This window comes from Bradyrhizobium sp. LTSP885 (genome assembly GCF_000938305.1).
Classification (GTDB): Bacteria; Pseudomonadota; Alphaproteobacteria; order Rhizobiales; family Xanthobacteraceae; genus Bradyrhizobium.
Window position 1 is genome coordinate 42,304 of sequence record NZ_JYMT01000012.1, and the last position, 12,769, is coordinate 55,072.

12 protein-coding genes are annotated in these 12,769 nt (G+C 63.3%); 11 read left to right on the forward strand and 1 reads right to left on the reverse strand.

Annotated elements, in window-relative coordinates; all coding sequences use genetic code 11:
• The first annotated feature begins 25 nt into the window (after positions 1 to 25).
• From UP09_RS08150 to UP09_RS08190, 9 genes are all read left to right on the forward strand, one after another.
• Positions 26 to 1,135, forward strand: coding sequence for a histone deacetylase-like amidohydrolase (locus tag UP09_RS08150; protein ID WP_044537577.1), 1,110 nt, complete (start codon positions 26 to 28; stop codon positions 1,133 to 1,135).
• 145 nt (positions 1,136 to 1,280) lie between these two features.
• Positions 1,281 to 2,576: an ABC transporter substrate-binding protein gene (locus tag UP09_RS08155; RefSeq protein ID WP_044537578.1), complete on the forward strand. Its 1,296-nt coding sequence runs from the start codon at positions 1,281 to 1,283 to the stop codon at positions 2,574 to 2,576.
• Between the two features lie 10 nt (positions 2,577 to 2,586).
• Positions 2,587 to 3,402 carry an ABC transporter ATP-binding protein gene (locus UP09_RS08160; RefSeq protein WP_052833016.1) on the forward strand — a complete coding sequence of 272 codons (816 nt, stop codon included), beginning with the start codon at positions 2,587 to 2,589 and terminating at the stop codon, positions 3,400 to 3,402.
• A complete protein-coding gene (locus UP09_RS08165) occupies positions 3,395 to 4,123 on the forward strand; it encodes an ABC transporter ATP-binding protein (protein WP_044537579.1) in 729 nt (242 codons plus the stop codon). The genes UP09_RS08160 and UP09_RS08165 overlap by 8 nt, the downstream gene beginning before the upstream one ends.
• Before the next feature lie 4 nt (positions 4,124 to 4,127).
• Positions 4,128 to 5,012: a branched-chain amino acid ABC transporter permease gene (locus UP09_RS08170; RefSeq protein ID WP_044537580.1), complete on the forward strand. Its 885-nt coding sequence runs from the start codon at positions 4,128 to 4,130 to the stop codon at positions 5,010 to 5,012.
• Positions 5,013 to 5,019: 7 nt separating this feature from the next.
• Positions 5,020 to 6,057 carry a branched-chain amino acid ABC transporter permease gene (locus UP09_RS08175; RefSeq protein ID WP_044537581.1) on the forward strand — a complete coding sequence of 346 codons (1,038 nt, stop codon included), beginning with the start codon at positions 5,020 to 5,022 and terminating at the stop codon, positions 6,055 to 6,057.
• A 15-nt stretch (positions 6,058 to 6,072) separates the two neighbouring features.
• A complete protein-coding gene (locus UP09_RS08180) occupies positions 6,073 to 7,653 on the forward strand; it encodes a GMC family oxidoreductase (RefSeq protein WP_044537582.1) in 1,581 nt (526 codons plus the stop codon).
• Positions 7,654 to 7,732: 79 nt separating this feature from the next.
• Positions 7,733 to 8,608, forward strand: coding sequence for a PhzF family phenazine biosynthesis protein (locus UP09_RS08185; RefSeq protein WP_044537583.1), 876 nt, complete (start codon positions 7,733 to 7,735; stop codon positions 8,606 to 8,608).
• Positions 8,609 to 8,808: 200 nt separating this feature from the next.
• A complete protein-coding gene (locus UP09_RS08190; protein ID WP_044537584.1) occupies positions 8,809 to 10,281 on the forward strand; it encodes a helicase HerA domain-containing protein in 1,473 nt (490 codons plus the stop codon).
• Between the two features lie 125 nt (positions 10,282 to 10,406).
• On the opposite strand, the gene UP09_RS08195 is transcribed toward UP09_RS08190, so the two are convergent.
• A complete protein-coding gene (locus UP09_RS08195) occupies positions 10,407 to 11,300 on the reverse strand; it encodes a LysR substrate-binding domain-containing protein (protein ID WP_044537585.1) in 894 nt (297 codons plus the stop codon).
• A 212-nt stretch (positions 11,301 to 11,512) separates the two neighbouring features.
• On the opposite strand from UP09_RS08195, the gene UP09_RS08200 reads away from it, so the two are divergent.
• Together UP09_RS08200 and UP09_RS08205 are read left to right on the forward strand one after the other, a co-directional pair.
• Complete coding sequence (locus UP09_RS08200) at positions 11,513 to 11,893, forward strand: ectoine synthase (protein WP_044537586.1); 381 nt, start codon at positions 11,513 to 11,515, stop codon at positions 11,891 to 11,893.
• 39 nt (positions 11,894 to 11,932) lie between these two features.
• The gene (locus UP09_RS08205) at positions 11,933 to 12,769 is read left to right on the forward strand and encodes an ABC transporter substrate-binding protein (protein WP_052833017.1); all 837 of its coding nucleotides are present in this window, start codon (positions 11,933 to 11,935) and stop codon (positions 12,767 to 12,769) included.

Sequence of the window (12,769 nt, forward strand, 5' to 3'; positions counted from 1 at the left end):
CGCACTTTAGGAAGGGATAGCTCGCATGGTGACTGGGTTCGTCTGCCATGAACTTTACATGTGGCATAACACCGGCAACTGGGCGCAGGTGTTTCCTCCCGGATTGACGATCCAGCCCGGTACCCACGCCGAGAATCCGGAGACCAAGCGCCGTTTCCGGAACCTGGTCGAGGTGAGCGGCCTGCTCGATCATCTCGTGCAGTTCAAGCCGCGCGCGGCAACCGTGTCGGAGGTCGCCCGCGTCCACACGTCCGACCACATTGCGCATATCAAGCGCCTCAGCGACGCCGGCGGCGGCGATGCCAGCGAACTGACGCCGCTCGGCGCTGGCAGCTATGAGATCGCGCTGCTGGCAGCCGGTGGCGCTATCGTCGCCGGCGAAGCGGTGGCGTCGGGCGCGGTCGAGACCGCCTATGCGCTGATCCGGCCGCCGGGACATCATGCCAAGCCGGATCTCGGCATGGGCTTCTGCCTGTTCTCCAACGCCGGCATCGCGATCCGCCATCTGCAGGCGACCGGTCAGGTCTCGCGTGTGGTCGTCGTCGACTGGGACGTCCATCACGGCAACGGCACCCAGGCCGTGTTTTACGAAGACCCCAGCGTGCTGACGATCTCGCTGCATCAGGACAATCTGTTTCCGCCGAACTCCGGTTCGCTTGCCGAGACCGGTGCCGGAGCGGGCGAAGGCTACAACATCAATGTACCGCTGCCGCCGGGATCGGGCATTGGTGCCTATCGCAGCGCTTTCGAACGCGTGGTGCTCCCTGCCCTCCATCGCTTCCGGCCCGACATGATCGTGGTCGCCTCCGGCTTCGATGCGTCCGGGGTCGACCCGCTCGGCCGCATGATGCTGTCGTCGGCGGCCTATCGCGAGATGACACGCATGCTGCTCGCAGCCGCAAGGTCGCTGTGCGGCGGACGTATCCTGATGACGCATGAGGGCGGTTATTCGGAGATGTATGCCCCGTATTGCGGGCTCGCCGTTCTCGAGGAGCTCTCCGGCGTCAAGACACATATCGCAGACCCCTGGGAGCCACTGATGGCGGCGTGGGGCGGCAACGATCTGCAACCGCATCAGGCTGCAGTGATCGATGCGGCCACTGCGCTCGTGACTCGATTTCCTGCTGCCGGTTGAGTCAACGATGCGGTTCGCGGAATGAGTTTGTTCGATGCCAGTTTTCTCGATGCCGTGGCATAGTTCCTGCAACAACCGCCACGCATCGTTCGCTTTCGAGAGAGGCGCCGGATTGTCCGCGCCATAACGAGGGGTACTGACGATCATGCTTGACCGACGCTCACTTCTTGGCGGCGTTGCCGCTGGCGCAGGCTCGATTGCAATGCTGACGAGCCTCAACAATGGCGCCCGGGCCGCGGGCGGCCCGATCAAGATCGGCTCGGCGCTGCCGATGTCGGGATTTGCCGCCGCAGATGGCGTCGAGTTCAAGAACGGCCTCACTCTGGCCGCGGAAGAAATCAACGCCGCCGGCGGCATCCTCGGACGTCCGATCCAGATCGAGATCGAGGACACCAAGGAGATGGGCGCCGATATCGTGACCCAGGCCATGCAGCGCCTGATCGATCGCCACTCGGCAACCGCGATCATCAACGGCTACAACGTCGGCACCAACATGGTGGAGATGGACGTCGCGGCCGACAACGACGTCATCTTCGTTCACTACAATACGCTAATCTCGCACAACACCAAGTTTCTAAGCGATCCGCAGCGCTACTATTCCTGCTTCCAGGGCGACCCGCCCGAGTTCTACTACGGCCCGGGCTTCCTGTTGTTCCTGAAGTCGCTGATCGACAGCAAGCAGTGGAACCCGCCGAACAAGAAGATCGCAATCATCCCCTCCGCGAACGAGTATTCGATCGTGATCGCCAACGCGATCCGTGACCGCCTCAAGGAATTCGGTTTCGAGCTCGGACTCTACGAGACCGTCCCCTTCCCCACCAATCAATGGGGACCGACGCTTGCAAAACTTCGTCAGGATCCGCCGGCCGCGATCGCAGTGACGCACTTCCTGCCGCAGGATCTGGCGCAGTTCATGACCCAGTTCCTGCCGGAGCCGACGCAGAGCCTGGTCTACATGCAATACGGACCGTCGCTGCCCGCCTTCCGCGAGATCGGCAAGGAAGCGATCAACGGCGTGATCTATTCCACGGTGATCGGCTGCCTGCCCGATGACTTCTCCGCAACCTATCGCAAGACCTACCGCGAGAAGTTCGGTGCCAACTCGGCCTACATCACGGGATCGCAGACCTATGACGGTCTTTGGCACTACGCATTGTCGGCGTCGATCGCCGGCGGTGCGGGCGAGTCCGGCAACAAGGAGCAGACCCACAAGGTGTCGGAGGCGATGAAGCGGCTGATCTACCGCGGCGTCAACGGCATCTACCATGCCGATCCGAAGGGCCAGTCGGCCTATTGCTATCCGACCCAGATCAAGGACCCCTCGCTCGGCATGGCGCATCAGTTCCTGCAGCACCAGGACTACCGCACCGATCCCAAGCTGATCGCGCCGCCGCTCTACGCGACGGATACGATGAAGCTGCCGCCCTGGATCAAGGTGTAAGAGACAAGACGTGACTCCTTCTCAACAGACGAACGGTCCACTGCTCGTCTGCGAAGGCGTGACCAAGACCTTTGGCTCGCTTCGTGCGGTGGACGGTCTCTCGCTGACCGTTCACCCCGGCGAAGTGGTCGGTCTCGGCGGTCCGAACGGCGCCGGCAAGACGACGTTCTTCGACGTCGTCACCGCCGTCACCCCGATCACCGAAGGCCGTATCCTGTTCGGGGGGCGCGATATCACCGGCCTTGCGGCGCACGAAGTGTGCCGCGCCGGCATCGCCCGCACCTTCCAGCTCAACGCAGCCTTCGACAGCCTGTCGGTGCAGGAGAACATCGAGGTCGCCGCCCATTTCGGCCACGACGCCAGCCGTTTCCCCGGCTTTGCGATCAGCCGCGCTGCCCGGCAGCGCGCCGCCGCGGCGCTCGATCTCGTCGGCCTGGCGGGCCGCGAGCGCATCGCACGAGACCTGCCAGTGCTGGACCGCAAGCTCTTGATGATCGCAGGCGCGGTCGCGACATCGCCCCAGCTGCTCCTGCTCGACGAACCCGTCGGCGGTCTCAGCCCATCGGAGGTCGACCGGATCGCCGAGGTGGTCAAGCGGCTGTCGGCGTCGGGCATCGCGATCCTCTTGATCGAGCACGTGATGCGCTTCCTGCTCTCGCTCTCGACGCGCGTCGTGATCATGCACCACGGCAAATCGATCTTCGAAGGCGCGCCGTCGGCGGTCGCCGACGATCAGACCGTGGTGGAGACCTATCTCGGCGAGGCCGCGACCAAACGGCTCAAGGCCTTTTTCGTCAAACAGCCGGAGATGATCGCTCATGGCTGAGGCGCCGGATACACCCTGCCTGGCCGTCAACGGCCTGGTCACCGGTTACGATGCCCGCAACGTCCTCACTGGCGTGTCGCTGTCGCTCAAGTCAGGCGAACTCGTGACCGTCGTCGGCCCGAACGGACACGGCAAGTCGACGCTGCTGCGTGCGATCTCCGGCCTGCTTCCGGTTCGCAAGGGTTCGGTGTCGCTGAATGGCAACGTGATCTCCGGGCTGCCGGCACATCGCGTCGCGGCGAACGGCGTGATCCATGTACCGCAGGGCGATCTGCTGTTCGCCGGCATGAGCGTGCTCGAGAATCTGCTGATGGGCGCCTATCTCGATTCCGACCGCGCGGCCGTCACCCGCCGCCTCGACGAGGTTTTCACTTTGCTGCCGAAGCTCGCCGAACGGCAGACGCAGATCGCTGCCAGTCTCTCCGGCGGCGAACGGCGCATGGTCGGCATCGGCCGCGGCCTGATGATGAAGGGTACGGTGATGCTGATCGATGAGCCGTCGCTCGGCCTCGCCCCGATCATCATCGAGCAGATCTACGACGTCATCACGCGGCTGAAGGCGAGCGGCCGCACCATCCTGCTGGTCGAGGAAAATCCGGCGCGTGTCGCCGATATCGCCGATCGCATTCATTTGCTCGACAACGGCGCCTTCGTCTGGTCGGGCGAACCGGCCGTCCTGCTCGAGCGCGACGAGCTTCTTGCAACCTATCTCGGAGGCTGACGATTTGGAGATCATAGGACCGGTCCTCGTCTCCGGAATCACCACCGGCGCGCTCTACGCACTGGCGACCCTCGGCCTTTCGCTGGTCTGGGGATCGCTCGGCATGCTCAACATGGCGCACGGCACGCTGCTGACGATCGGTGGCTACGCGGCTTTCACGGCAGCCAGCCAGCTTGGTTTGCCGGTCCCGCTCGCGGTGCTCGCCGCCGTGATTGTCGGCGGCCTGATCGGCGCCTTGATCTTTGTGCTGGTCGCCTATCCGCTGTCGCGCCGCAGCCCCGAGACCTTCGAGACCACGATCATGATCGCGACATTCGGTGTCGCACTGACCTTGGAGAATACGGTATTGCGACTCTATGGCGGCCAGCCGCTGGGGCAGCCGCTCTCGGTCCCAGGTGCGATCAGCCTCGGTGCCTTCGTGCTGCCCTGGCAGAACCTCATCATCATCGTGAGCGCCATCGCCCTGATGGGCGCCACCGCCTTATTCCTCACCCGCACCAAGATGGGCCGGGCCATTCGCGCGACCGCGCAGAATCCGGATGCGGCGAAACTGATGGGCGTGCCGGTCGCGCAAGTCTATCTTCAGGTCCTGATCCTGTCGGGCATGCTGGCCGGCGTCTGCGGCGTGCTGGTGTCGTCGATCACCCAGCTCTCGCCTTCGCTCGGCGCCGACCCGATGCTGAAGGCCTTCATCATGTGCGTCGTGGCCGGGCTCGGCAATTTGCCCGGTGCGATTATCACGTCGTTCGGTCTCGCCATCGTCGAAGCGCTGGTCCAGTTCCTGGCCGGCGCGCGATGGGGTTTCCCGGCTCTGCTCGCCATCGTCATCCTGGTCCTCATTCGCCGGCCCGGCGGACTGTTCGGCCGGGTCGACGTGCGACGTCTGTGAGGTCAGTGTGAAACGCCAGGATATCGCCAACCTCCTGATCGGTCTCGTCGTCCTCGCCGCGGCGATCGCGCTTCCCTTCTACGTCGACAGCCGCTACGTGATCGGCCAGGTCACGCTCGGCCTGTTCTATGCGATCGTCGCCTCACAGTGGAATCTGCTGTTCGGCTTTTCCGGCGTCTTCTCGCTGGCGCAGATGGCGCTGTTCGGCTTCGGCGGCTATGCCACCGCGATGCTGTGCTTCTACTTCGGCATCAGCGTCTGGATCGCGATGCCGCTCGCAGGGATCGCAACCGTGCTGTTTAGCCTGGTGATCGGCGCGGCGTGCCTGCGCCTGACCGGCGCCTATACCGCGCTGCTGACGCTGGCCGTCGCGCAGGTGATGTATCTGCTGATCGTCACCGACACCGATTGTTTCGTCATGATCGGCACCCAGTGCCGGCAGCTCACCGGCGGCGCGGTGGGATTTGCGCGTTTCGGCGATCTCGGCACCCGCGCGATGTTCAAAGCCAAATTCCTCGTGGCCGACTATGCGCTCGTCGTCGCCCTGTTCACGGCGACGATGCTGTTCACCTGGGCCATTATCCGCAGCCCGATCGGGCTCGCGTTCCGCGCGTTGCGCGACAACCCCGGCTGCGCGATGGCCCGTGGCATCAGCCGCTTCCAGATGCAGTTGCTGGTGTTTGGCCTGTCGTCGTTCTTCACTGGCCTGGCCGGCGGACTCTATGCCGCGCATTTCAATGCGATCGGCCCCGGCGTCCTGTCGTTCTCGACGCTGTTCTTCATCATCGCGATGGTGGTCGTGGGCGGCATCGGTCGGCTCTGGGGACCACTGGTCGGCGCCATCGTGCTCATCGCCGCTGATGAAGCGATGCGCGAGATCGGCGAATTCCGCTCGCTCGGGCTTGGCATCATCATCGCCGCCGTGATGGTGCTGATGCCGAACGGCCTGATCGGCTTGTGCGAGAGCATTTTTGACCGACTGCGCCGGCTGCGCACGCGCAGCTCGACGATGACAGCAGAAGTATCCGGCGACACGCCGGCGTGACCAATGGAGTGAGTGATGTTTGACACGATCATCGTGGGCGCCGGCTCGGCCGGCTGCGTGCTGGCCAATCGGCTGTCCGCCGATCCCGGCCGCAAGGTGCTGGTGCTGGAGGCCGGCCGCGCCGCGCCACTGGCGTCGGATATTCCGTCGGACTGGCCGACGATGTTCAACACCGCGGTCGATTGGGGCTACTACACCGAACCGCAGGCGGGTTGCCGCGGCCGCCGCGTGTTCTGGCCACGCGGCAAGATGGTCGGCGGCTCCGGCGCGATGAATGCGATGATCTATATCCGCGGTCTGGCGTCCGACTATGACGGCTGGGAAAAGGCAGGCTGCGCCGGCTGGGGCTGGCGCGACGTGCTGCCGGACTTCATCGCATTCGAGAACAACGCCGACTTCACCGACAGCCCGCTGCACGGCACCAAGGGTCCGCTCCATGTCGCCAGTGTTCCCTTCATGGATCCCAACGAACATCTGTGGCTGCAAGCCGCGAAGGCTGCCGGGTTCTCGCACAATCTCGATTTCAACGGCGCTAGCCAGGAAGGCGCCGGCTTCTTCCAGTTCGTGATCAAGCAGGGCGAGCGGTTCGGAACCGGCAAGGCGTATCTGCGGCCCGCGCTGGAGCGAACCAACCTCACGGTCAAGACCGGCGTCCGCGTGATCCGCATCGTGATCGAAAAAGGACGCGCAACCGGCGTGGAATATCTCGAGAACGGCCAGTTGCAGACGGCGCAGGCGAGCAGCGACGTCGTGATGTCCTCCGGCGCGATCGGCTCAGCCCAGCAATTGCTGCTGTCCGGCATCGGTCCGGCCGGTGAGCTCAGGGCCGTCGGCGTGACGCCGGTGCATGACTTGCCCGGCGTCGGCAAGGACCTTCAGGACCACATCAATATTCCAATCACTTTCTACACCACGGAAAAGATCGGCGTCGGCGCCTGGACCGACGAGAGCCTTGAGGCTAGCCTGAAGGAATGGCAGGACAGCCGCAGCGGTCCCCGCTCCTCGCCGTGGGTTGCAGCCGGCGCCCATGTCCGCAGCCGTCCCGAGGTCGAGCCCGATCTGCAGCTCTACGGCGCGATCAGCCCGCACCGCGACTATGTGCGCTTCCTGTCGTCGAAACCGGGCATCACGCTGCACTCGACCTTGCAGCGGCCGAACAGCCGCGGCGAACTGACGTTGCGCTCGGCCGATCCACTGGAATATCCCTCGATCGATCCGCGCTATTTCTCATCCGACCCGACCGGCCAGGACATCCGGACCCTGGTGGAAGGCGTGCGGATCAACCGCCGCATCGCCGCACAGTCGCCGCTCAAAGAGCTGATCGAGGGCGAGATCACGCCGAGCGCGGAGGCCACCAGCGAAGCCGAGATCGCCGAGTATGTGCGTGGCCATTGCACGACGTTGTATCACGCTTCCTCGACCTGCCGCATGGGCACCGACAAGATGGCGGTGGTCGACCCCAAGAACTTCAAAGTGCGCGGCCTCGAAGGCCTTCGCGTCGCCGACGCCTCCGTGATCCCGATCATGATCTCCGGCAACATCCAGACGCCGACCATCCTGATCGCCGAGCGCGCCGCTGCGGCGATCATCGGCTAGCACTGCCCCCATCTTTCTCGCTAGAAGGGAGGGACGGCGGCAAGGATCGCTGATCGATGAATCGAAGCGGGCTGTCGAGATGACCGAGATCAAGTTAGTCAATGTCTTCACGCATAGGGGCGCCGGCGGCAATCCCTGTCCTGTTGTCACCAACGCCTCGGCGCTGCCGAGCGAGGCTATGCAGGGTATCGCCGGACATTTCGGGCACGAGTCCGGGTTCGTCCTGCCGGCCGCCAACGACGACGCCGACTACATCTTCCGGTTCTGGGTTCCCCGCCATGAGATGGAAATGTGCGGCCACGCCACGATCGGCGCGCTTTGGGCGCTGGCAACGACCGGACAGCTGCGAACCGAACAGGTTCGCATCGACACCCGCAGCGGACCGGTGACCGGTTTCGTCGACATGACCAGCCCCGAGGATCCCTATGTCGAGATCACGCAGCCGGTCGGGAAAGTGGTCGCTCTGTCACGTGAGGAGGAAGAAGCGGTGTTGGCGGCGCTTCACATCTCACGCGCCGACCTGCTCGACCTGCCGATCCAAAACGCGGTCACGTCGCGGGTGAAGACGCTCATTCCGATGAAAAGCGTCGATCTCCTGAACAGTCTGACCTCGAACATGGCGACGACCGAGCAGTGTTGCGAAAGCATTGGATCGACCGGACTCTATCCCTACGCGGTCGACGATCAGGACGGCCGTCGCTTCGAAGCCAGACAGTTCCCGAAGTCGTCAGGCTACCCCGAGGACGCAGCGACCGGAATTGCCGCAGCCGCGCTGGCATTCGGGTTGCTCAGGAATGGCCTCGTCAAGGCTGACAGCGAGCGCATCACCGTCCTGCAAGGGCGAGCCATGAATTCCTTGTCGGAGATCAGCATCCGGCTCGGTTTTGCCGGCGACAGACCGATCGGCTGCCTGCTTGGAGGATCGGTGCAACTCGTCGGCTCCCACAAGTGGTGACGTCGCGGACAAGGCAGCGATCTGGATCGGGTGAAGGGAATCGACCCCTCATATTCAGCCGGGAAGGCTGCGAATTCCCTCGGCGTTCAACCGGCGTTCCGACAATACACGGCTATTTCAGTCATTGAGATCGCCAGCGCTCGACTGGTTGCGGTCACGTTGATAAGCCCCCATGCCGCAGGGAATTTTTGAGTCGAGATATGACCGTTGCGATCGAGATGGGGAATACGACGGCAGGCGGCTCCGCGACCCTGGATCTCGAGGAACTGCTGGCAACCCGCCTGCTGGTGCAAGGCAATTCGGGCTCCGGCAAATCCCATCTGCTGCGCCGGCTGCTGGAACAGAGCGCCCAATGGGTGCAGCAGACCATCGTTGACCCCGAAGGTGACTTCGTAACGTTGGCCGAACGATTCGGCCATCTCGTGATCAATGCCGAGGACCATACCGAGCGCGGCCTGCAGGTCGCCGGCGAGCGGGCGCGCATCCATCGCGTCTCCACGGTGCTCAATCTCGAAGGGCTCGACGCCGAGAACCAGATGCGGCGCGCGGCCGCCTTTCTTGGCGGGCTGTTTGAGGTGGCCCGTGACCATTGGTACCCGGTGCTGGTGGTGGTGGACGAAGCGCAGCTCTTCGCGCCGGCGGTCGCCGGAGAGGTTTCCGACGAGGCACGCAAACTCTCTCTCGGAGCCATGACGAACCTGATGTGCCGTGGCCGCAAACGCGGACTTGCAGGGGTTATCGCAACCCAGCGGCTGGCAAAGCTTGCCAAGAACGTCGCGGCCGAGGCTTCCAATTTCCTGATGGGCCGAACCTTCCTCGACATCGACATGGCGCGCGCCGCCGATCTTCTCGGCATGGAGCGGCGACAGGCAGAGGCCTTCCGGGATCTCGAACGTGGTCAATTCATGGCGCTGGGCCCCGCCCTCTCCCGCCGTCCTCTCGGGTTGCGCATCGGTCCAACGGAGACCCAGCCACGCAGTGGGACGCCGCGACTGATGCCGCTACCTGGAAAGACACTCGAGGATGCACGCGCCATTATCCTGGCAGCTCCACCGCCCGAGAACATCCGGCCGCAGCGCAGGACGGCGCCAGACCTGCTGGGCCAGCTGATGGCGGCGACGCCGGCGCCAGCTGAGGCGGTGGAGCAGCCACTCAGCGCTGAGGAACTGGCGGAGCGGCGTGAGCGGCTGGACCGCATCCTCTGTGCCATCCTGGCTGAACCCGACGCCGGATTCCGGGCCATCGGCGTCCTCTACCAGGAGTTCGTGGTCCGCTGCCGAATCGAGGGCCTCGGTTTGACCGTGCCGGACCTCGGTGACTTCCGCCGCATGCTGACGCGGGCCCGCGCCGGGCTTGGCACCGACATGGCCGAGGATGACGGATGGCAGGATGTCTCGGTCCGTGCCGCCGTCCTGCCTGAGGACATGCAGGGCGTCTTCATGATGATCGCTCGCGCGGCGAAGGAGGGCCAGCCCTGCCCCAGCGATGCGGCGATTGCCCGCGCCTACGGCACACATTCGTTTCGCCGCGCGCGGCGCCTGCTGACCTATATCGAGGAGCAGGGCCTCATCGTTTGCCAGCTCGATGGTGCGGGTCGCCGCACCGTGACGCTGGTCGAACTGGCCTGGGCGACCGCACCGGGTGCCCCCGATGCGGAAGAATTGTCGGCATAACGACGTTTGAGCCTGGCCGACTGCGTCGGTTGCAGACATTCTGCCTTTTTGTCTGCACGCGGACTGTTCTCGACGCCGAAGTTCCAATTCTCGTTGGTTAGCCGTTCTCGTCAGCGGACGGCCCGTCAGGTCGTCGCCGACATTGAGCCCGCAGCACAAAGACCGCTGAACCAATCGACGAAGCTCGTAACCATCTTGCGCCGCGGCGTCCGTGAGATGATGTAGTAGCCCTTGTCCTCCAGCGTCGCGATGTCGGACATCACCACAAGATCGCCGCGCCGTATTTCTTGCGAAAAGACCTGCACCGGGCAAAGGGCAACACCATGTCCCGCAACCAGTGCAGTCGCGAGCATATTGAAGTCCTGAAAGACAGGACCCCTCAGCCGCTTCGGTGGCGTTACCTCCGCCTTCCTGAACCACTCGCTCCACGCATCGGTCGTCTCATCGTGCAACAAATCAGATCGTGCGATGCCTTCCTTGGCAAGCAGACCGCTATGCGTTGCCAGATAGTGAGGGCTCGTCACCGGTTTGTTGGCCCTGGAAAACAGCAGCCCGCAATTCAGACCGGCCGAATGATCCTCGCCGAGCGTTATTAACACGTCGAGGTTCTCCTCGTCGAAGCGCTCTTCGGCCCGGGCGTAGACGATCCGCACATTTGTTTCGGGATGAACCGCGAAGAAGTCTGGAAGCGCCGGGACGAGCCAACGCGCAGCGATCGAGGGGATACATCCGACGGTGATGGCGCGAGGATCGTGGTCCCGACGCAGATTCGTGGTCGCCGTAGCAATTGTCGCGAGCGCACCCGTCACGATCCGATAGTAGTCGAGGCCGGCAGGCGTGAGTGAAATGCCACGGCCCGAGCGCTGCATCAGACGACGTTCCAGCCAAGTCTCCAGATGACGGATCTGATGACTGATCGCCGCGTGTGTGACGTGCAATTCGTCGCCGGCGCGGGAGATGCTGGTGAGCCGCGCGGCCGCTTCGAACGCGCGCAAGGCATTCAGTGGCGGAAGCATCATTTGTAAGATTTTCTCACATATATGTCAGGTTTGATCATTTGTCCGGCGTCGTTTCGCGCAGCATAGTCCATATCAAATGCTTGGCGACCGACGACACCCGATTTTGCAGGCTGGATGCAAGAAGGCGCCGCCGCAAGTTAGCATTTCTCACATGTGGCAACAATCCTCGCTGTGAGGTTTGCCGCAAACCACAGACACGGGCGGAGGCAATATTGATCGTACGTACCTTTGAGGAGATCGCCGGAAGTGACTGCGACGTAGCGTGGGGAAACGGTCAAAGCCGTCGCTTGCTACTGGCCACGGACGGCATGGGTTTCGCCGTCGCGGACACGCTTGTGCTCGCCGGGACGGAGTCGCTCCTCGAGTATAAAAAACATTTCGAGGCCTGTTACTGCATGTCAGGCGAGGGCGAGATCGAGGACATGGAGGGCACGCGGCATGTCATTCGCCCCGGCGTGATGTACGCCCTCGACAAGCACGACAGGCATTACCTGCGGGCCAAGACCGATCTCCGGTTGGTCTCCGTATTCAACCCGCCGATCCAGGGTCACGAGCGACACGATCTGAAATCCGGCGCCAGCTCCGCCTACTAACCAGGCGAGCAAGCCCGCCGACAACCAAATGAGGACATCATGATCAAGACAATCGGTATCGTCGCAACGCTTCTTGCCTCGACGACCGCAGCTCTTCTGATGAGTGCGACTGCACGGGCCGGCACCATCGCCAGCGGGGTGCTGCTGGTGGGCTCCGACCAAACGTATCCGCCGTACGACTATGTCGACGGCGACAACAAGCCCGCCGGCTTCGACGTGGAGTTCATGACCGCCATCGCCAAGGCCGCTGGCCTGACAGCGAAGTTTCTCGATAGCAGGTTTGAAAACCTGATCATTGGAGTCGGCGGCGACAAGTTCGACGTGATCGCATCAACGCTCTATGTCAAACCCGCGCGCGCTCAGCAGATCGACTTCATCCCCTATATGAAGACCGGCGTTTCAATCGCGGTGTCAGCGAACGCCAAGCGCAAACCCGTCAGTCCGGAAGACCTTTGCGGACTGAAGGTGAGCTCCATCAAGTCCGCTGCATGGATCGCAAACCTGCAAGAGGTCTCGCAGACGACGTGCGCGACAAAGGGACTCGGTCAAATCGACGTGCGCGAGTTTCCGACGTCGCCCGAAGCCACACAGGCCGTACTCTCTGGAGGCGTTGATGCACAGATGGAAGACTCCGCTGTGCTCAAGCAGGCGGTCACTGCCACGAACGGCAAGATTGTGATTTCAAGCACTTCGACCCTTTATCCGGTCATCGTGGGTCTCGGCTTCAAAAAGGGAAATGCCGACGTCAAGAAAACCGTCACCGACGCCTTCGAAAAGATCAAGGCTAACGGCGAGTATGACGCGCTCTTGGCAAAGTACAACGTCTCGGGCGCGACCGACGGTGAATTCAAGCAGGCTGTGTCTGGGACAAATTAA

Excerpts from the sequence above, each read along its gene's own strand:
- UP09_RS08205 (WP_052833017.1), top strand. The coding sequence starts at position 11,933 with ATGATCAAGACAATCGGTATCGTCGCAACGCTTCTTGCCTCGACGACC.
- UP09_RS08185 (WP_044537583.1), top strand. The coding sequence starts at position 7,733 with ATGACCGAGATCAAGTTAGTCAATGTCTTCACGCATAGGGGCGCCGGC.
- UP09_RS08180 (WP_044537582.1), top strand. The coding sequence starts at position 6,073 with ATGTTTGACACGATCATCGTGGGCGCCGGCTCGGCCGGCTGCGTGCTG.
- UP09_RS08155 (WP_044537578.1), top strand. The coding sequence starts at position 1,281 with ATGCTTGACCGACGCTCACTTCTTGGCGGCGTTGCCGCTGGCGCAGGC.
- UP09_RS08165 (WP_044537579.1), top strand. The coding sequence starts at position 3,395 with ATGGCTGAGGCGCCGGATACACCCTGCCTGGCCGTCAACGGCCTGGTC.
- UP09_RS08150 (WP_044537577.1), top strand. The coding sequence starts at position 26 with ATGGTGACTGGGTTCGTCTGCCATGAACTTTACATGTGGCATAACACC.
- UP09_RS08190 (WP_044537584.1), top strand. The coding sequence starts at position 8,809 with ATGACCGTTGCGATCGAGATGGGGAATACGACGGCAGGCGGCTCCGCG.
- UP09_RS08195 (WP_044537585.1), bottom strand. The coding sequence starts at position 11,300 with ATGATGCTTCCGCCACTGAATGCCTTGCGCGCGTTCGAAGCGGCCGCG.